We start from the raw sequence: 18,205 nt of genomic DNA on the forward strand, positions 1-18,205 counted from the left end.
CAATGAAACCGGTAACCGAGACGGAACACCCTGACGAGCCCCGGCCACCCGGGGAAGTCGAGCGCGATAATGATGCGTTGCGGCCCACTGACCCCAATCGCCGCAAGGAACAGGGCAAAGGCACCGACAGCGGGGAATCGACTGCGCAGGAGACGGCTGACAATCCCTGATGATTATTCAAACATAACTTTCACACAGTTTGTGACAGTAAGTTTATTGGTCGGACCAGTGAATTCGAAAATTTGTTTGCATGATATTTAAAGTGACATCCTGTTAAATATCATGTCGATAAATTTCATGTTGGGTTCGGCGATTTATCTTCAAACCTATATTAAAATAGTGTTCGTTCGCCCAGTGTCATGGCTCTTTACCAGTGCATGGATTGCCAAGGCCACTGCACTGGGCGAACCCCTCTTCATCCGTCATTGCAAGGTTATGCGGCGTTCACAACAGGGGCGATCACAGGGTCGCTCTTTTTTGTCTTTAAATTTCGAGTGTCATCTCTAATTGTAGATTGCCTGGTTTGCACAATTGAAAATTGCGCCGTTGGGACTGAAACGAACCGACCTGGCTGATGGTCAATGAAACAGGCACATCGACCCGGAGCGACTACGACATGAAAATCCTGATGGTTCTGACGTCCCACGACCAGTTGGGTGACACTGGCAAGAAAACCGGTTTCTGGCTGGAAGAATTCGCTGCACCGTATTATGCCTTCAAGGATGCCGGCGCCCAGCTGACCCTGGTGTCACCGAAGGGCGGTCAGCCGCCCCTGGACCCCAAAAGCGACGAGCCGGATGCGCAGACCGCCGCCACGGAGCGCTTTCGCAAGGATTCTGCTGCGCAGGCCGCCCTGGCTTCAACCGCGTTGCTGAGCAGCGCCAGGGCCGAGGACTACGATGCGGTTTTTTACCCCGGCGGCCACGGCCCGCTGTGGGACCTGGCCGAAGACAAGGTGTCGATCGCGCTGATCGAAGCGTTCTACCAGGCTGGAAAACCCGTCGCGGCGGTCTGCCATGCGCCGGGTGTGTTGCGTCACGTCAAGGGCGCGGACGGCCAACCGCTGGTCAAAGGCAAGCGGGTGACGGGCTTTACCAACTCCGAGGAGGAGGCGGTGCAACTGACCGATGTCGTACCGTTCCTGGTAGAGGACGCGCTCAAGGCCAACGGTGGCCTCTACTCCAAGGGCGACGATTGGGCCAGTTACGTGGTGACCGACGGGTTGCTGCTGACAGGGCAGAACCCGGCGTCGTCCGAGGCAGTGGCCGAGGCGCTATTGGCCAAGCTGCGCTAACCCTTCGCCAAAGCGCCAGGTTGCGTGACCTGGAATCAGGCGAAACACTGCTCGATTGAACGGCGCTGCGTTTCTGCGTACAGCGCCAGTTCATCAATGGTTGCGCGTCCCAAGGCCTGCTCGAAGGCTTGGCGGTTCGAATGCTCGCCATAGTGGCTTTGCGCAGCGTCCCCAAGGTTGGACTGAAATATCCCCGCCGCACTGACCGGCAGGAAATCCTCGTAAACCAGCGGTTCCACCCGCAGATAGCCATCGCGTAGAAGGTCCTCCAGCGCCATGGTTTGCAGCGCTCCCGCAGCCCGGCCCTTGTCCGTGACGAAGTACCGAAAATACGCCAACTCTTGCTGGCGCATGCCCTCTAGCGTGTCAGGAAACTCGCTGAAATGCCGCTCCATCAGCGTGTTGTAGCGTGTGGCGTTGCTTTCGTTGGGAAATTCGCCGAGTTCATCCCGAGCCGCGTTCAGCAGGCGGTCATACAGTGCGCGCCCTTTGGGGGTCAGCGCGGCGCCCCTTTGTTCGATTTCGCCAAAGCGGGCGCTATGGCTGCCGCGACTGTCGGCTTGATCAGTAAAGGCGATCGGCTCATCCAGCGCCTTGAAACTGGTCTGGCGCAGCAAAATCGGACACTGGCGACGGGGTGGGCCTTCGACCACCGCCTTGGGGGTGATGCCGTGGTCGGGCATTTGTGCCTGTACGATATCGATGTCCAGGGTGCGCGGCGTCAAGTGGTTGATGTGGGGGCCCTTGAACGCCACCACGTCGGCGATCAGGCGATGTTGCGCGCTGAGTTTTTGATACTGCTCGGCGGTGACGGTGGCGCTGTGGTGCCAGCGGAAGGTTTCCAGCGCCTGCTCGACGAATTGTTGCGCCTGCTCTTCGCCAAGGCCGCCCTCGCGTTCGGCGCACTCGATGAGGTGCAGCGCTGCCGGGGTGAAGATCCTGCGTTTATCCAGTACCGCCTGGGCAAAGGTACGCAGTGCCTGATCTTCGATCAGCTCAAGGCGCAGCAATGAGGTGAACACCCGAAACGGGCTGACTTGCAATGCGGCTTCGTGCACCGCGCGAAACGCGGTGGAGTGAACCGGCACCCCCGCCGGGGTCAGGTCGTAGTAGCCAACGGGCTGCATGCCCATGACCGCAAACAGGCGGGCCAGGGTGGCCAGTTCATCGGCCGTGCCCACGCGAATTGCGCCATGGCGCTCCAGGTCCAGGCGCTGGATTTCGCCGGTACTGTCCAGTTGCCGGGCCACCTGTGGATCGCTTTGCAGCACGTGACGGTTGGTTTGCTCCACCAGTTGCATCAGCGCGCCGTACAGCGGGACCTCTTCGCGGTACATGTCGGACATCGCTTTGGAGAAGCGTTGGCGGATCAGGTCGGGGCTGACGAAGCTCGGATGGCTCATGGAAGGTTTTCCTGGCGCTGGCGTGAAGGATGGGCAAAAGATCGCAGCCTTCAGCGTCCCCGACAAACGAAGAATCTTCCGAACTTCATTCTGTCACGGACTGCAAACAGGGGTCAGACCGGCAAGTGCGAGCGTTGGGATGCCAAAAATTCTCCATACAGTCGCGCCGTGTGTGCGGGCTGTTCAACCATCGGCATATGCCCGACGCCTTCGCCGATCTCCACCCGCAGGTCGGCAATGCCCTTGCTCCAGACCGCCACACTGCTGACATCGATCAGCCGGTCCTTGCGCCCCCACACCAGCAGGGCCGGGCACTTGATATCGGCCAGTCTTGGCTCCATCGGCGGGCTGGCGCGAAAGTCTCTGAAGATTTCCTCCAGCTCATCGCGAGACTGTTGATAGCGTTGGGCAAAGGCATCCAGCACCACCCCCGGCACCCAGGGCGGATTGGCCATGGTCATGGCGTAGAACTGGCGGAACTCCTCCCGGGAATGAATCAGGAACGGGTTATGCCCCTTGCCCAGCTGCCGCTCCAGATCACTGATCTCCGGTGCAGTGACGCCGGCCGGGTCGATCAGCGCAACCGACGCGATGCGGTCCGGGTAGTGGGCGGCAAGCCAGGCCGCCATGTAACCACCCATGGAGTTGCCGATCACATGCACTTTTTCCACGCCGCAGACGTCGAGCAGCTGGATCATGCGCTTGGCCTGGAGCGGGATGTCGTAGCCGCCACCGGCCTTGAACCCGGTTTCGCCATGGCCGGCAATATCGGGGATGATCACCCGGTACTGGCCGACAAAATGCCGGGCGAAGCGCAGCCACAGGTTCTTGTCGGCGCTGTAGCCATGCAGCATCAGCACGCTGCTGGTGGCCTCGTATGGCCCGCCTTGCCAGGTCGAGACCGTCATTTCGGGGATCGGCACGACGATCTTGTGCAGCCGGTACAGCTTGGCTTCGATGGCGGTGCTCAAGTCATACAGCAAGTAACCGATAGCGGGGTAGCTCAACCAGCTCCAGGCCACGAAAACAGCGATAGCGACAACCAATAAAAGCATCAGCGTCTTCCTTCTATCTAACGAATCAGGAGAGCAGGTGATCGGCGGGTTTCAGCGCCCGGGTGAGCCGGTGATAGCTGAAACTGAACCCCGGAAACATGGCGATTACATGACCGCTCTTGCTGTGATACCAGCTGTGGCAACCGCCAGACTTCCATACCGTGCGCTCCATTTCTCTGTGGATCATTTCAGTGTAGGTACGTTCCGCCTCAGGGCGCACCTCTATGCTGCGTAAACCCTGTTTTTTTAACGTGCCGATACAGTCGAGAATGTAGTTCATCTGCGATTCGATGATGAACAGTGCCGAGGTGTGGCCAATTCCGGTGTTGGGCCCGGTGACGATAAACAGGTTGGGAAAGCCCGGCAGGCTGGTGCCGAGGTAGGCCCGGGGGTATTGCGCCCAGACATCTTGCAGACGCGTCGCGTTCTTTCCGTAGACCGGATAGGAAATCACCCCGTCGGTGGCGTCGTAACCGGTGGACCAGACGATCAGGTCCAGATCGATGTGCTGGCCATCGCTGGTCACGATGCCGCTCTCGTCAATACGGGCAATCCCTTGTTCGCGGCTGTGCAGTGTCACATTGCTGCGCCCGAGCGCCGGGTACAAGGTGCTGGAAACAATCACCCGTTTGCAGCCGATGGCGTAATCCGGGGTCAGCTTGCGCCGCAGTTCGGGATCGGCCACCTGGCGCTTGAGAAAACCCAGCGCCTGTTGCTGGACCAGGCGGATCGCCGGCCGGGAGTACTTGAAGGCAATCACCCGGGTTTCAAATTGCCAGTAGATCATCCAGCGCAACAGCTTGTAGGCCGGCTTGAGGCCCAGGAGCCAGCGCTGGAACCGGCCAAACCGGCGATCTGCCCGGGGCAGCACCCAGTGTGGAGTGCGCTGGAACACATGCAGTTGCTGAACGTGCGGCGCGATCGCCGGGATCACCTGGGCAGCACTGGCGCCGCTGCCGACAATGGCCACGCGTTTGTTGCGGTAATCGTAGGCGTGGTCCCACTGATTGGTGTGAAAAGTCTTGCCCTTGAAACGTTCCTGGCCTTCGAAGCGAGGCACCACCGGCTGGCTCAGCGGCCCGGTGGCATTGATCAGGAACTGCGCCTGGAACATCCCCCGCGAGGTGTGCACCACCCAGCGCCTGTTGTCATCGTCCCATTCGATGCGCTCGACATTGGTCTGCAGTTCGACCTTGTCCCGCAAGCCGAAATGCTCGATGACGTACTCGGTGTAGCGTTGCAGTTCGGCCTGTTCGGCGAACATCTGCGTCCAGCGGTACGGCGCAAATGACAAGGAATAGAGCGGCGAGGGCACGTCCACCGCAGCGCCGGGGTAGGTATTCTGGCACCAGGTCCCGCCAAAGAAATCCCGCCGTTCCAGCAGGCGGAAATCTTCGATACCGGCCTTGAGCAAATTGATTGCCGCGCACTGGCCGCCGAATCCGCTGCCGATGATCAGCACTTTAAAAGTTTGCATGGACTTCCTTTTTTGATGGCGCGCCCCTTCATGTATAGCCAAACATTCGGCCTACGCCTGCCATCAATGTCGGGATATTCAGGCCGCCAGCCGGTGATGGCTATTTAACGTTGCCCTGATAGACTTCAGCACACACGCAACCCAGGTGTCAGCAGGTTCTGTTCAGTGGCATAGAAGCCCCATGGAAAAATCGGGAGTCAAAGGACTTTCACTGGCACGCAGGCTCTACACCTCGCGAACGTTAGGCCTGGCCCTGGGCCTGTTGTGCGTGGCCGCAGCCATGTACCCGCTCGATCCGCCGCATTGGGTCTGGGCGCTGATGCTATTCAATGGCCTGGTCTGGCCACACGTGGCTTATCAATGGGCCCGACGCAGGAAAATTCCTTACCACGCCGAACAGCGTAACCTCCTGGTGGATGCCTTTCTCGGCGGATTCTGGGTCGCCGCCATGCAATTCAATCCGCTGCCCAGCGCCGCGACCATTTCCATGATGGCCATGAACAACGTCGCAATTGGCGGGCTGCGTTTCCTGCTGGCCGGCACGGCGGCGCAGATCCTTGGCCTGGGCGTCGGCCTGCTGATCTTCGCGCCTGCCTTCGTGCCTGAAACCAGCCAACTGCAGTTGTACGCCTCCTTGCCCCTGCTGTGCCTTTATCCTTTGGCTCTGGGCTGGATCTGTTTCCGCCAGGCCCACACACTTGGCCAGCACAAACGTGAGCTGCTGGCGTTGAGTCGCACCGACAGCCTGACCGGCCTGCTCAACCATGGCGCCTGGAAAGACCAGCTGGAACTGGAGTTTCAACGGTGCCGCCGGCAGGGCAAGGGCGGGGCGATTGCGTTGATCGATATCGACCACTTCAAGGCGATCAACGACACTTACGGGCATGTGGCCGGCGACATCGTCCTGCGCCAGCTGAGCAAAATGCTCCGGCAGAACCTGCGGGTAACCGACCTGGCCGGGCGTTATGGCGGTGACGAATTCTGCGTGATCCTCCCAGACCTGCCCCTGAGCAGCGCGGCGGCGGCCATGGATGTGCTGCGCGACCGTTTTGCGAAATTGGGCCATGAACAGGAACCGGCGCTGAGAGTCAGCCTGAGCATTGGCCTGGCAGCATTGAACCCGACCCACACAGACGCTATCTTGTGGCTCAATGATGCGGACCAGGCGCTGTATGAAGCCAAGACCACCGGGCGCAATCGGGTTATCTGCAGCAATGACAGCCGGTCCGAGTGGGAATTGCTGGATTCGGTATAGCGACTTTGGATGCGCGGTGCTGTAACCGCATCGCGAGCAAGCTTTGCTCCCTCAGGGATAGCGCCAAAAGATCGCAGCCTCGTTGCACTCGACAGCTCCTACGCAGTTCTAGCTAGCCCGGAGGGTGCGCACAATCAGATAAGCGCAGCGCGCCGGCTTGACGCCTTGGTCGGCCCGAAGGCCGCCACGGCAAAGCTCTTGATCGCAGGCGCCCCGTTAACCACGCTGGCCGAACGCAGGTATTGCGCAGCGGGGAAACCGGCAAGGATGCCGGTTTAGCCGCGCTGGGCCAGCCATCACTCCTTGACGCTCATAAACTCCTCAGCCCAACGAATGTATTCCTCAGGCTGGGTATAGGTATGGGTCAACTCGGTAGCACTCAAATCCGATGCCTGAGTGAAAATCTGCCGCTGCTCACGCAGACTGTCATAGGTCGCCTTGATCGCCGCAAAATACGCCCCATGCCCATCAATCGTCACCCGCACACCCAACTCGGCCAGGCGCTTGTCATCACGCAACAGCGGGTTGCCATACGTCACCAGCATCAACGGCACAGTCAAGTGCTCGGCCAACTGCTCAAGGTGATCAAAATCACGCACACCCACCATGCAAATCCCGTCCGCCCCGGCACGTTGATATTGCTGAGTGCGGCTGATGATTTCCTGGACGGGCAGAATGCCGGCGTTGGTCCTGGCAATAATCGCCATCTCCGAATCAACCCGGGCTTCCAGCGCCGCGCGGATCTTGCCGACGCCCTCGGCAACCGTAATCAGGTCAGTGGATTTGCGGCCGAATTGCGCTGGCAGCAACGTATCTTCAATGGTCAGGGCGCAGATGCCCGCGCGCTCCAGTTCAACGATGGTGCGCATCACATTCAGCGCGTTGCCATAGCCATGGTCGGCGTCGGCAATCACCGGCAGTTGAGCGACGCGGCCAATGCGCGTGGCCTGTTCCGCGAACTCGCTGAGGGTGATCAAGGCAAAGTCGGGGGCGCCCAGCACCTGCAGCGATGCGACCGAGCCGCCGAGAATGCCCACTTCGAAACCCAGGTCTGCGGCAATGCGCGCCGACATCGGGTCGAACACCGAAGCGGTGTGGTAGCAGGCATTGGAGGCGAACAGCTCGCGGAAGTTACGGCGTAAGTCTTGATGAGAAAGCCTGGACATATGAGTTCCACCATTGAAATGGACGGGCTTGAGCAAAAGTGTCAACGCCGAAGAAACAAAAGGCTATCACGCGAGCGCAGGAAGAATGATGACGAATTTACCGGGTGCCCTGGCAAAGCCCTTGCCAGGGCCGATCAGGCGGCGGCCGCCTCTCGCAGCGGGTCGACCAGTGGCACGGCGCGTACCGAGTCACCGGGTTGCAGTTGCAGGCGCTTGGCAGTGAGACGATCGACCACCAGGCTGCCGTCCACCTGCCGCCCATGGGCCGCCGTGATCCGGCAGTTTTCCAGGCGGCGATTGTGGATCAGCCAGAGCGGCGCCTGCTCGTCCAGGCTGCCGATGGCCAGCGTCAGCGCCTGGCTTTCGCGTACCGTGCGGATGTCGGACACCGGGGCCTCGATGACCGGCCCGGCGTCAAAGATGTCGATGTAACCCTGATGGGTAAATCCCTCGGCGCTGAGGATCCTCAGCGCCGGTTCGGTGTTCGGGTGGGCCTTGCCGATCACCGCCCGGGCCTGCTCGGTCAACAGGCAGGTGTAGAGAGGCTGGCGGGGCATCAGTTCGGCGATGAACGATTTGCTGCCCATGCCGGACAACTGGTCGGCATGGTGGAAATCCTTCCTGAAAAAGTGCCGGCCCAGGCTGTCCCAGAAGGGCGAGCAGCCATCGAGGTCGGCATGCCCCCGCAGTTCGGCAATCAGCCTGTCGCCGAACAGATGGGTGTACTCGGCCACGAACAGCAAGCGTCCCAGGGACAGCAATCTGCCGTTGCTGCCCGAGCGCAGGTCGGGGTGCAGGAACAGCGAGCAGAGTTCCGATTGCCCGGTCATCTCGTTATTCATGACCAGTGTCGGGATCTGACGCTCGATCCCCAGGTCTGGCGACGAGCTGTGGGTCATTGCGACCCGATAGTTGTACCAGGGCTCGCGCAGGCCTACGGCGCCCTTCAAGGCGCTCACGCCGACGATTTGCTGCTCGTCGTCCTCGAGCACGAACAGGTAATCGGCATCAGCGCGTTCGACCTGCTCGGCAAAGGTGCGCCGGGCCCAGCGCACCCGGTGCGCCAGCCGATCTTCGTTGGCCGCAAGGCCGGTAAACCCGGGACCGGCCTGGCGGACCAGCGCCAGCAGGGCAGGCAAGTCGGTGGCGCTGACCGGGCGCACGATCATTGCGGCGCTCCCGCAGCCCGTCCTGGGGTGGGTCGTCGAAGGCTGTTCACAGCGCGACCAAGCGGATCAGGCTGCCGGCGTGCACATTCAACGCGGCGCACAGTTGCAGGGGCAACGCCACAGGTTGCCCGGCACGCACGTCCAGGTCGGCAACGATCGCGCGAAAGTCCCTGAGCGAGTCATTGCTGACCAGATATCGGCCGCGCGCATCGATGGCGGTAACCGGCCTGACGCTGGCAGTGAATCCCCGGGCCACCGACCGGATGGCGCAAAGAGGCGCATGCAGGGTCGGCCCACCGTCGAACAGATCGACATAATGATTGGTCTTGAAGCCCTCGCGTTCGAGAATATCGAAGGCTTCCTGGCCATCGGGATGGATGCGGCCGATGCAGGCCTGCGCAGCCTGGGGCAGCATCGGCACATAGATCGGGTAATGCGGCATGAGCTCCGCCAGGAAAGTCCGGCTTTGCAGGCCACACAGGCGCTCGGCCTCGGTGTAGGGCAGGTCGAAGAAGTGTTTGCCCACCGCATCCCAGAACGGTGAATGGCCCTCATCATCGCTGAACCCGACTATCTCGGTAATCACCGAGTCGGCAAAACGATGGCGGTGAGCGCCGATGAACATCAGGCGAGCCCGTGACAGCAATTCGCTGAACCGGCTCCCGACCAGGGTCGCCTCGACATGAAAGCCGCGCAACAAGGTGTGCCCGCTCAGGTCGTGACACAGCGACAAGGCGGGTACGGCATGTTCGACGTTGAGTTCCCGCGAGGCGGCGGTGTAATCCCGGTGGCGCAGGCTGTAGAAGGGCGTTTCGAAACCCGCCGTGGCGAGAATTTCCGAACAGCCCATCAGGCGTTGGGTCTCGAGGTCTTCCAGCACGAAGAAGTAGTTCTGCGGTCCTTGCACGGCGGCGTCTTTTTCAAATGAATCGCAGGATCCGATAATCCGCTCGCGCAGGCGTCCGGTGTCGTCGGGCAAAGACGTGACGCCCGGCAGGCTGTCACGGGCGAGTCGTTGCAGCTGGGGCAGATCGCTCAATTCGACTGGACGCAAGACCAGCATGGATGCACTCCTGTATCAAAGGGTCGGGTGACAAGCACCCGACCTGACTGTCACTGTCGGTTTCCACGCATTGCAGGGGCGGCTCACCTGATCGGTATCAGGCGCCACTGTTCATGTTTTTCAGCTTTTCACGACGCTGGCAGGGTCCCGGCGAGTCGTTAAACGCGCTGAGGCCGGCAGCGCTATGCCACAAAGATCACGGGGTGAAGGAGGTCATTATTCTGAAGATTCAGAGAGGGCATCCGGGCTCCTGCTGGATGTTTTTTCGTTTAATTCACAGGTTGATGGATCCAGTATTTATGCAACGCGCCGTGGCTGTCTAGTGATTTTTTCAAGGCTTTTTGCTCCCTTGAATACGGCCTGAGGCCTGTCAGTAAAGGCCTACAGGCATGGTCGTAGTTCGTGTAGGCCACTTGCCAATCCGTGTGTCAGACACTGCCGTCTTGCACCCAAGAAAACGCCTGCAGACAAGCTGCAGCGTGTTACCGTTTCCTGACTTTTTGCAGCGAGCATTCCCAAGTGCGGGCGACCCGTTTGACCTTGATCTGCCATGCGAGAACCGTCGCACAAAAGTTGGCGCGGTTTCCTACAAATGAGCCGTTGGAAATGGATTGGCAATCTGCACAGGGCTCCCGCAGTCGCCAATTCAAAACTTCGTCAAGACTCCTGTCTGCCCCGGAGCTGCGTGCACGGCAAACCGCTGGTTTGTTCGGTCGTAAAGTGGAGACTGTGGAGGCGCTGCGCGACTGCGACTTCGGTCGGTGGTGCGGCGCGCAGATTGATGACGTGCACGAGTCCGAACCCCAGGCGCTGCAGGCCTGGCTACAGAATCCTGATTCGGCCCCCCATGGCGGCGAATCGGTCGCCGCGCTCACTCGCCGGGTGGCGGCCTGGCTGACCGCGCTTGAGGCGACACCCGGGCACATAGTGGCGGTCACCCATCCGTTCGTGATTCGTGCGGCGTTGACCTGGGCCCTGCAAAGCTCGGCGTTTAACCAGATTGATGTTGAACCGCTGTCGATCGTCGAGTTGCGGTTCAACGGGCGCTGGCGTTTTCGTTTAACAGGCGTGGGGCATGAGGAATCGCAGCCATGAAAAAACTCCTGGTGATTGGCATCGGCGCCGGCAACCCTGACTACATCACCCTGCAGGCGGTCAAGGCGCTGAATAGCGCCGATGTGTTTTTCCTCATGGACAAGGGTCAGAGCAAGGACAAACTCATCGACCTGCGGCGCGACATCTGCGAGCGCTACATTACCCACAAGGCCTATCGTTTCGTCGAGGCCCCAAGTCCCGAGCGGGAGCGGGGAGAGGTGGACTACAGGGCCAGCGTGGAAGACCTGAACCTGGCCAGGCAGTCGACCTTTGAGCGGCTGATCCATGAGCAGATGGCCGACGACGAGTGTGCGGGTTTCCTGGTGTGGGGCGATCCGGCGTTGTACGACAGCACCATCAGGATCCTCCAGGCGATCCTCGATTCGGGCCGCTGTGAGTTCGAGTTTGAAGTCATCCCCGGGATCACCAGCGTCCAGGCCCTGTGCGCCCGGCATAAGGTGCCACTCAATCGCATTGGCCAGTCCATCGAAATCACCACCGGGCGTCGTCTGGCGGCGGGGCAGGTAAGCGATGCCGACAGCCTGGTGGTGATGCTCGACGCCCAGGATGCCTACCACCAGGTGGCAGATCCGCAGACCGAGATTTACTGGGGTGCTTATCTGGGGACGCCGGATGAGCTGCTGATCCACGGCAAGCTCGAGGACGTGGCGCAGGAAATCGAGCGGGTGCGCAAGGCGGCTCGGTTGGCCAATGGGTGGATCATGGATACCTACCTGTTGCGCAAGCCTTGAGTCAGGCGCCGTCCATGCCTGCCCCTTCGCGAGCAAGCCCACGCCCAAACCGCTCCCGATACACCGATGGCGGCACCCCCACGACACTGCGAAACGCCACCCTGAAGCTTTCTACCGACCGGTAACCGCAGCGCTCGGCAATCTGCTCGGTATTCTCCCGGGTGCCTTCCAGCAACTCCCGCGCCCGACCCACCCGTTCATGTTGCAGCCAGGCCTTGGGCGACAGGCCGGTGGCTTCGGTGAAGCGGCGCAGGAAGGTGCGCTCGCTCATGGCCGCTTCACTGGCCAGGTCGCGCACCTCCAGCGGCTGGTGCACGCGCTCGCGGGCCCATTGCATCACCCGCGAAAGATCACTGCGCGCCGCCACACTGACCGGCGCCGGAATGAATTGCGCCTGGCCGCCGGTGCGTTGCGGCGACATCACCAGGCGCCGCGCCACCGAGTTGGCGACCTGGGTACCGAAGTCCCGGGCCACCAGGTGCAGGCAGGCATCGATACCGGCGGCACTGCCGGCCGAGGTGATCAGTTGGCCTGCATCGACATACAGCACCTGCGGGTCCACCAGAATCTCGGGAAAGCGCTCAGCCAGCTCGCTGCTGTAGCGCCAATGGGTGGTGGCGCTGTGGCCGTTGAGCAAGCCGGTGGCCGCCAGCACGAACACCCCCGAGCAGATCGACAACAACCGTGCGCCCCGTGCATGGGCCTGGCGCAAGGCCGTCAACAGCGCCTCGGGTACCGGGGCACTGCGGTCGCGCCAGCCAGGGATGATGATGGTGCGGGCCTCTTGCAGCAGCTCCATGCCGCCATCGGCCAGCACCCGGATACCGCCCGTGGCGCGCATCGGGCCCGGGTCGACGGCGACAATGCAGTGGGTGTACCAGGGGAAATCGAACTCCGGCCGGGCAAGGCCGAAGATCTCCACGGCAATGCCGAACTCGAATGTGCACAGGCCATCGTAGGCCAGGATCGCGACCGATCCAGGGGCGGAATGCATTTGGCGGAAAATTCCCGGTAAGTGTCTTGTGCGCCACTGTAGCCCGAAGCTTGCCGTCGATAAAGTCATCCCACACCCCTCAACACCCAGGAGTACTGCCCATGACCAGCCTCGTTCGTGAAATCCCCGCTGCACCCTCGGCCATCGCCCTCATGCATTTCAGCAATCGCCTGACCTTCGAGACTGATTGCTCCGACGTCTACGGCAGCCAGGCGGCCGGTGAAATGGATTTCATCCTGGTCGACGTCCGCGGGCCACGGGCGTTCGAGCGCGGTCATGTGCCGGGGGCGATCAATATCCCAGGGCGATTGCTCACGGCTGAAAGCCTGGCGCACTACCCCAAAACCAGCCTGTTTGTGGTCTATTGCGCCGGCCCGCATTGCAATGGCGCGAACAAGGCTGCCGTGAAGCTGGCCGCGTTGGATTACCCGGTCAAGGAGATGATCGGCGGGGTGACCGGATGGCTGGATGAGGGATTTGCCCTGAATGTTGCCGTGCCGCGCATCGTCACCCCGGGCCTTGGCTGCGAATGTTGAGCCCGCCAGCAACCCGATAAGTGCACCGCGCCACCCGGCCATTTGGCCAGTTGGCGCGGATCTTCCACACCGGATCATCACGCTGATCATTCTTGCTGTGTTCTTGTAAATATTTGTCGCCTGGACGTAATTTAACGGCTTGTAGCCGCTCTAGACTGCCGGCCACTTCGGTTTTTTCCAACCGAAAGCGACCAATCGAACGCTGCCAATAAAAACCTCCGCACACAGGAGTTGTGAATGAAGAAGCTAGTGATGTTCGGTGCCCTGGCACTGTCGATGCTGTCCCTCGGCGCCGTGGCTGATGACGCCAAGCCGATCCGTATCGGTATCGAAGCCGGCTACCCGCCATTTTCCATGAAGACACCTGACGGCAAACTCACCGGTTTTGACGTGGATATCGGCGACGCATTGTGCGAGCAGATGAAGGTCAAGTGCACCTGGGTCGAGCAGGAGTTCGATGGCCTGATCCCGGCGCTGAAGGTCAAGAAAATCGACGCCATCCTGTCGTCCATGACCATCACCGACGACCGCAAGAAGAACGTCGATTTCACCATCAAGTACTACCACACCCCGGCACGCTTCGTGATGAAGGAGGGCAGCGAGGTCAAGGATCCGCTGACCGAACTCAAGGGCAAGAAAGTCGGTGTGCTGCGCGCCAGTACGCATGACCGCTTCGCCACTGAAGTGCTGCAGCCTGCCGGCATCATCCTGGTGCGCTACGGTTCGCAGCAGGAAGCCAACCTGGACATGGTGTCCGGTCGCCTCGACGCGATGCTGGCCGACTCGGTCAACCTGGACGACGGTTTCCTGAAAACCGACGCAGGCAAGGGCTTCGCGTTTGTCGGCCCCACCTACGAAGACGCCAAGTATTTCGGCGGCGGCGCAGGTATTGCAGTGCGCAAGGGCGATACGCAACTGGCGGAAAAATTCAACACCGCCATCACCGAGATCCGCGCCAACGGCAAGTACAAGCAAGTGCAGGACAAGTATTTCGATTTTGACGTTTACGGTCATTAATCAAACCGATTAAAAAAGTGGCAACCGTTAGCGCGGTTGCCATTTTTTTTTGCAAACGCAGGAGTTCTTCATGCAACGCATCGACCATTCACTGCCCTGGAGCCACCTGGGCACCGAACGCACCCTCAGTGTATTTCGTTATGGCGAGGGCACGCGCAAGGTGTACATCCAGGCCAGCCTGCATGCCGATGAATTGCCGGGCATGCGTACCGCCTGGGAATTGAAAAAGCGCCTGGGCGAACTCGAGGCCCGGGGGCAGCTGCAAGGGGTGATCGAACTGGTGCCGGTGGCCAACCCGATTGGCCTCGATCAGCATGTGCAAGGCAGTCATATGGGCCGCTTTGAACTGGGCAGCGGCAAGAACTTCAACCGTTCGTTCGTCGAACTGAGCGCACCGGTCGGGCAGTTGATCGGTGAGCGGTTGGGCACCGATGCCGGCGCCAATATCGCCCTGATTCGCCAGGCCATGGTCCAGGTGCTGGACGGCTTGCCCGCCCCCATGTCGCAACTCGAAGCCATGCATCGCCTGCTGCTGCGCCATGCCTGCGATGCCGACATTACCCTCGACCTGCATTGCGATTTCGAGGCGGCGATTCACCTGTATGCCTTGCCGCAACACTGGCCGCAGTGGCAGTCCCTCGCGTCGCGATTGCAGGCCGGTGTGGCACTGCTCTGCGAAGATTCCGGTGGCAGTTCGTTCGACGAGTCCTGTTCGTCGCCCTGGTTGCGCCTGGCGCGGGCGTTCCCTGAAGCGGCTATTCCACCTGCCAACTTGGCCACCACCCTGGAACTGGGGAGCATGGGCGACACCCGGGTCGATCAGGCACAGGCCAATTGCGAGGCAATACTGGGCTTTCTCGCCGAGCAGGGTGTGATCAATGGCCAATGGCCGGCAGCACCGGACACATGCTGTGAAGGCATGCCGTTCGAGGGCACCGAGTATCTGTTTGCGCCTCATCATGGCGTGGTGAGCTTTTTGCGCGAAGCGGGCGAGTGGGTTGAAAAGGGCGATCCTTTGTTCGAAGTGGTGGACCCGTTGAATGATCGGGCTACCACGGTGTGTGCCGGGACCAGTGGCGTATTGTTCGCCATTGATCGCGGGCGGTACACCCAGCCCGGGACATGGCAGGCGAAGGTGGCGGGGCGCGAGCCGATTCGGGTCGGGAAGTTGATCAACGACTGATAGCCCGGTTCTGCGGTGGGTGCAAGTCCGCTTCGCGAGCAGGCTCGCGATGGCGGCTTGGACAACACCGAATACCTCACAGTGTTAGGCTTCACCCCAATCCTGCATTTTCTAGACACCCGCCTCTTTGACATGCTCTTGCTCTTGCTCCTGCCTTTCAAGCAGTTACAACCCGCTTTTGTGTACCATTTTGAATGACGATGTCGCCCGCCTTCACGATGCGGCTCTTACCGGTATCTAACTCCAGCCATATCTCACCCTCCAGAATAATTCCGTAATCGATGGTGGCTGTGGTGTGCATGCCCGGATTTTCCGGTTCAAAGCTTTCGATCAAGCCAGGCAACGCCGCCCCCAACTCTTCATAGGCCCGGACACCATCGATGGGGTTCTGCATCACCGAGTCCGGTGGGAAATCGAACATGGCGATGCTGGTACCGCCCTGAGGAGGAATCAGTGAAGAGTTGCCTAGCGTGGGATCACGTTCCTGTTCGAGGCGTACCGGATTTGCTGGGGTCGCCCACAACTGCGCCATGGCTTGTCCTTGACCAGTGGTGAACCAGGCAGATTTACTGATCTGGATGTCGTTGTCCATGATCCAATGCAGGTCTATAGGGACTTCACCGGCGATAGCGCCGATGTTCACTAAGTGTCCGCCACGAACCGAAGTAGCCGTTGAAGGTATAGGCAGTGCACGCAATTGTGTTGCCCGCACGGCATGCCCGGCAGGAACCGCAGTATCTTCCAGGGGGAATTGCCGAAGTTATGATGTGCATGACGGACGAAGCTGGTGCGGATGCCAAGGTGATCGCAGTGCCTCACAAGAAACTCACCTCTATGTACAACGACGTGAAGGAGTGCTCAGACCTCCCTGCGTTACTCATCGCACAGATCCAGCACTTTACAAGGCATTGGAGCCGGGTAAGTGGGTGAGGACGGGCCGGTGGGGAAGCGCGGATGAAGCGCGGGAAGAGATTTGCAAGTCGGTAGCGGCGTAAATGCCAAAGTAGGTTTACGCAAGATTGAGATGCCTCTGTCGGAAGGTGACGCTGAGGGAGGTGTGATTTGCCCCTCAGTTGCTCCGATCATCAATTGCCCGGAGAACCACACGTATGGAAAGTCGAATCAACATTCGCTTGCCTAGTGAGGCTATCCGCTTGGGCGTGCTCCTGAATCTCGTGAACGGGCCCGTGCCGGGACTCAGTTGAACAGGTTGGGGGTTGATTTCGGCCTGTGACAATAATCGTTACAGGCTATTTGGACAGCCGCACTGGTACAGCTGGGATGTTAAAATATTCGCTTTAGATCTAGCCGCAAGGACACTGATGACCCATCATAAAGCTCCCGCAGAAACCCCTAGAGCAGCTGCAATTTTGGCTCGCTTCCTGTCATCGGAATCCGCTGGAGGTCTTGTTTTGATGGGCGCCGCTCTGGCCGCTCTGATTGTGGCTAACTCGCCTCTTTCCCAAAGTTACTTCGCAGCGCTACACAGTACCTGGCTCGGCATGTCTGTGGAGCATTGGGTCAACGATGGCCTGATGGCGATCTTCTTTCTGATGGTCGGTCTCGAGATCAAAAGAGAAGTGTTGGCCGGTGGGCTCTCCACATGGGGCCAGCGCGCATTGCCAGGATTTGGCGCCATAGGCGGCATGGTTGTTCCTGCACTGATCTACATTGCGATCAACTGGGGCAATTCTGAGACTCTGAAAGGTTGGGCTATTCCAGCCGCTACAGACATCGCGTTCGCTTTGGGCGTCTTATCGCTGCTGGGTAAGCGAGTCCCTACTTCGCTGAAGGTCTTCCTGGCTGCCTTGGCGATCATTGACGACTTGGGCGCCGTGGTCATCATCGCCTTTTTCTACACATCGGGCCTTTCCATGCCGATGTTGCTGGGCTCGCTCGCCACCCTGGTCATTCTGATTGCAATGAATCGATTGGGCGTAAGGCGGTTGCTCCCGTATCTCCTGGTCGGTGGTGTGCTGTGGTTCTTCGTGCTGCAATCGGGGGTGCATGCGACCCTTGCGGGTGTCGCTGTGGCACTCTGCATCCCCATGGGCAAGCCTGAGGAGGAAGCCCGGTCTCCGCTGCTTTTTCTGGAAGAGAAGCTGCACATGTGGGTAGCGTTCGCTGTGGTGCCGATTTTTGGCTTCGCCAACGCGGGTGTTTCATTGGCCGGTATTTCCATGGAGAACCTGGTCGATCCGGTTCCGCTGGGTGTGGCGCTGGGTCTGTTGGTGGGCAAGCAGGTCGGAATTTTCCTATTAGCTGCTCTGGCCATTCGTCTGGGCCTGGCCAAGTTGCCGGAAGGGAGTACTTGGACGCAGCTTTACGGCGTAGCGCTGTTGTGCGGCATTGGCTTCACCATGAGCCTGTTCATTGGCAACTTGGCGTTTGCTGGGTCGGCCCATTTGATTGATGAGGTCAAAGTCGGGGTGTTGATTGGTTCGATTCTGGCTGCGATTGGTGGTGTTCTGATACTGCGTCGAAGCAGCGCTGTGGCGGGAGCCGTCGTAGCCAGGTAAGGTCGCTTGGATTGACCATCGTATTTCTTAAACCTGAGAAGTACGGTGGCCTGAAAAAGGCTATCAAAATGAATACATACCAGCGCCACCGACGCATCGTCTGTTGCCGCTGACCGAAAACTGACCCAGTAGGGGCTGTTCTGCCGACTGAAAACTGACCCAGGTGTTCAACTGCTTCTGCTCACTTTTTGAGCAGGAGAACACAGGGTGATCAGCATGGAAATGTT

17 protein-coding genes and 1 pseudogene are annotated in these 18,205 nt (G+C 60.0%); 10 read left to right on the plus strand and 8 right to left on the minus strand.

Translation table 11 applies throughout. The features are described 5' to 3' along the window. Window positions 1-2: 2 nt before the first annotated feature. Window positions 3-170 (plus strand): hypothetical protein, encoded by a 168-nt coding sequence (locus tag IMW75_RS22950; RefSeq protein ID WP_177328588.1) that lies wholly within the window; start codon window positions 3-5, stop codon window positions 168-170. Between the two features lie 446 nt (window positions 171-616). Next, window positions 617-1,294 (plus strand): type 1 glutamine amidotransferase domain-containing protein, encoded by a 678-nt coding sequence (locus IMW75_RS22955; RefSeq protein ID WP_045059715.1) that lies wholly within the window; start codon window positions 617-619, stop codon window positions 1,292-1,294. A gap of 35 nt (window positions 1,295-1,329) precedes the next feature. Here IMW75_RS22955 and hglS read toward each other — a convergent pair whose 3' ends face one another. The 3 genes from hglS to IMW75_RS22970 form a co-directional block, all read right to left on the minus strand. Beyond that, window positions 1,330-2,697, minus strand: coding sequence for a 2-oxoadipate dioxygenase/decarboxylase HglS (hglS, locus tag IMW75_RS22960; protein ID WP_045059716.1), 1,368 nt, complete (start codon window positions 2,695-2,697; stop codon window positions 1,330-1,332). Between the two features lie 113 nt (window positions 2,698-2,810). After that, complete coding sequence (locus IMW75_RS22965; protein ID WP_045059717.1) at window positions 2,811-3,752, minus strand: alpha/beta fold hydrolase; 942 nt, start codon at window positions 3,750-3,752, stop codon at window positions 2,811-2,813. A 25-nt stretch (window positions 3,753-3,777) separates the two neighbouring features. After that, window positions 3,778-5,229 carry a flavin-containing monooxygenase gene (locus tag IMW75_RS22970; RefSeq protein WP_205893858.1) on the minus strand — a complete coding sequence of 484 codons (1,452 nt, stop codon included), beginning with the start codon at window positions 5,227-5,229 and terminating at the stop codon, window positions 3,778-3,780. Window positions 5,230-5,410: 181 nt separating this feature from the next. Between IMW75_RS22970 and IMW75_RS22975 the strand changes: the two genes are divergently transcribed. Beyond that, on the plus strand, window positions 5,411-6,484 hold the full coding sequence (locus IMW75_RS22975) for a diguanylate cyclase (RefSeq protein WP_205893859.1): 1,074 nt from the start codon (window positions 5,411-5,413) through the stop codon (window positions 6,482-6,484). A gap of 296 nt (window positions 6,485-6,780) precedes the next feature. Here IMW75_RS22975 and IMW75_RS22980 read toward each other — a convergent pair whose 3' ends face one another. The 3 genes from IMW75_RS22980 to IMW75_RS22990 form a co-directional block, all read right to left on the minus strand. Beyond that, window positions 6,781-7,650: an isocitrate lyase/PEP mutase family protein gene (locus IMW75_RS22980; protein WP_045059720.1), complete on the minus strand. Its 870-nt coding sequence runs from the start codon at window positions 7,648-7,650 to the stop codon at window positions 6,781-6,783. Between the two features lie 134 nt (window positions 7,651-7,784). Beyond that, window positions 7,785-8,819 (minus strand): arginine N-succinyltransferase, encoded by a 1,035-nt coding sequence (gene astA / locus IMW75_RS22985; RefSeq protein WP_205893860.1) that lies wholly within the window; start codon window positions 8,817-8,819, stop codon window positions 7,785-7,787. Window positions 8,820-8,865: 46 nt separating this feature from the next. After that, a complete protein-coding gene (locus tag IMW75_RS22990) occupies window positions 8,866-9,882 on the minus strand; it encodes an arginine N-succinyltransferase (RefSeq protein WP_045059722.1) in 1,017 nt (338 codons plus the stop codon). A 519-nt stretch (window positions 9,883-10,401) separates the two neighbouring features. Here IMW75_RS22990 and IMW75_RS22995 point away from each other — a divergent pair. Together IMW75_RS22995 and cobF are read left to right on the plus strand one after the other, a co-directional pair. Continuing rightward, a complete protein-coding gene (locus IMW75_RS22995) occupies window positions 10,402-10,977 on the plus strand; it encodes a histidine phosphatase family protein (protein WP_205893861.1) in 576 nt (191 codons plus the stop codon). Next, window positions 10,974-11,729, plus strand: coding sequence for a precorrin-6A synthase (deacetylating) (gene cobF, locus IMW75_RS23000; protein WP_045059725.1), 756 nt, complete (start codon window positions 10,974-10,976; stop codon window positions 11,727-11,729). Before IMW75_RS22995 ends, cobF begins: the two co-directional genes overlap by 4 nt. 1 nt (window position 11,730) lies before the next feature. On the opposite strand, the gene ftrA is transcribed toward cobF, so the two are convergent. Next, complete coding sequence (gene ftrA, locus IMW75_RS23005; RefSeq protein WP_045059726.1) at window positions 11,731-12,723, minus strand: transcriptional regulator FtrA; 993 nt, start codon at window positions 12,721-12,723, stop codon at window positions 11,731-11,733. A 101-nt stretch (window positions 12,724-12,824) separates the two neighbouring features. Here ftrA and IMW75_RS23010 point away from each other — a divergent pair, with 101 nt between their 5' ends. From IMW75_RS23010 to IMW75_RS23020, 3 genes are all read left to right on the plus strand, one after another. Beyond that, entirely contained in the window at window positions 12,825-13,259 is a 435-nt protein-coding gene (locus tag IMW75_RS23010) for a rhodanese-like domain-containing protein (RefSeq protein ID WP_205893862.1), read from the plus strand. Between the two features lie 237 nt (window positions 13,260-13,496). After that, a complete protein-coding gene (locus tag IMW75_RS23015; protein ID WP_045059728.1) occupies window positions 13,497-14,276 on the plus strand; it encodes an ABC transporter substrate-binding protein in 780 nt (259 codons plus the stop codon). A gap of 70 nt (window positions 14,277-14,346) precedes the next feature. Then, window positions 14,347-15,459, plus strand: coding sequence for a succinylglutamate desuccinylase/aspartoacylase family protein (locus IMW75_RS23020; RefSeq protein ID WP_205893863.1), 1,113 nt, complete (start codon window positions 14,347-14,349; stop codon window positions 15,457-15,459). A 157-nt stretch (window positions 15,460-15,616) separates the two neighbouring features. Here the strand turns inward: IMW75_RS23020 and IMW75_RS23025 are convergent, their stop codons facing one another. Beyond that, the gene (locus tag IMW75_RS23025; protein WP_414704663.1) at window positions 15,617-16,102 is read right to left on the minus strand and encodes a cupin domain-containing protein; all 486 of its coding nucleotides are present in this window, start codon (window positions 16,100-16,102) and stop codon (window positions 15,617-15,619) included. 128 nt (window positions 16,103-16,230) lie between these two features. On the opposite strand from IMW75_RS23025, the pseudogene IMW75_RS23035 reads away from it, so the two are divergent. Continuing rightward, window positions 16,231-16,454, plus strand: a pseudogene (locus IMW75_RS23035) (inorganic diphosphatase); the annotation flags it as partial. Between the two features lie 327 nt (window positions 16,455-16,781). Next, a complete protein-coding gene (gene nhaA, locus IMW75_RS23040) occupies window positions 16,782-17,978 on the plus strand; it encodes a Na+/H+ antiporter NhaA (protein WP_045059730.1) in 1,197 nt (398 codons plus the stop codon). Window positions 17,979-18,205 lie beyond the last annotated feature (227 nt).

The organism is Pseudomonas gregormendelii (assembly GCF_017114825.1).
Taxonomy (GTDB): domain Bacteria; phylum Pseudomonadota; class Gammaproteobacteria; order Pseudomonadales; family Pseudomonadaceae; genus Aquipseudomonas; species Aquipseudomonas gregormendelii.

What these genes read in the sequence shown, in the direction of transcription:
- astA (WP_205893860.1), bottom strand. Translation starts at nt 8,819, where the DNA reads ATGATCGTGCGCCCGGTCAGCGCCACCGACTTGCCTGCCCTGCTGGCG.
- IMW75_RS22965 (WP_045059717.1), bottom strand. Translation starts at nt 3,752, where the DNA reads ATGCTTTTATTGGTTGTCGCTATCGCTGTTTTCGTGGCCTGGAGCTGG.
- hglS (WP_045059716.1), bottom strand. Translation starts at nt 2,697, where the DNA reads ATGAGCCATCCGAGCTTCGTCAGCCCCGACCTGATCCGCCAACGCTTC.
- cobF (WP_045059725.1), top strand. Translation starts at nt 10,974, where the DNA reads ATGAAAAAACTCCTGGTGATTGGCATCGGCGCCGGCAACCCTGACTAC.
- ftrA (WP_045059726.1), bottom strand. Translation starts at nt 12,723, where the DNA reads ATGCATTCCGCCCCTGGATCGGTCGCGATCCTGGCCTACGATGGCCTG.
- IMW75_RS23015 (WP_045059728.1), top strand. Translation starts at nt 13,497, where the DNA reads ATGAAGAAGCTAGTGATGTTCGGTGCCCTGGCACTGTCGATGCTGTCC.
- IMW75_RS22975 (WP_205893859.1), top strand. Translation starts at nt 5,411, where the DNA reads ATGGAAAAATCGGGAGTCAAAGGACTTTCACTGGCACGCAGGCTCTAC.
- nhaA (WP_045059730.1), top strand. Translation starts at nt 16,782, where the DNA reads ATGACCCATCATAAAGCTCCCGCAGAAACCCCTAGAGCAGCTGCAATT.
- IMW75_RS22950 (WP_177328588.1), top strand. Translation starts at nt 3, where the DNA reads ATGAAACCGGTAACCGAGACGGAACACCCTGACGAGCCCCGGCCACCC.
- IMW75_RS22980 (WP_045059720.1), bottom strand. Translation starts at nt 7,650, where the DNA reads ATGTCCAGGCTTTCTCATCAAGACTTACGCCGTAACTTCCGCGAGCTG.
- IMW75_RS23010 (WP_205893862.1), top strand. Translation starts at nt 12,825, where the DNA reads ATGACCAGCCTCGTTCGTGAAATCCCCGCTGCACCCTCGGCCATCGCC.
- IMW75_RS22990 (WP_045059722.1), bottom strand. Translation starts at nt 9,882, where the DNA reads ATGCTGGTCTTGCGTCCAGTCGAATTGAGCGATCTGCCCCAGCTGCAA.
- IMW75_RS22955 (WP_045059715.1), top strand. Translation starts at nt 617, where the DNA reads ATGAAAATCCTGATGGTTCTGACGTCCCACGACCAGTTGGGTGACACT.
- IMW75_RS22970 (WP_205893858.1), bottom strand. Translation starts at nt 5,229, where the DNA reads ATGCAAACTTTTAAAGTGCTGATCATCGGCAGCGGATTCGGCGGCCAG.
- IMW75_RS23020 (WP_205893863.1), top strand. Translation starts at nt 14,347, where the DNA reads ATGCAACGCATCGACCATTCACTGCCCTGGAGCCACCTGGGCACCGAA.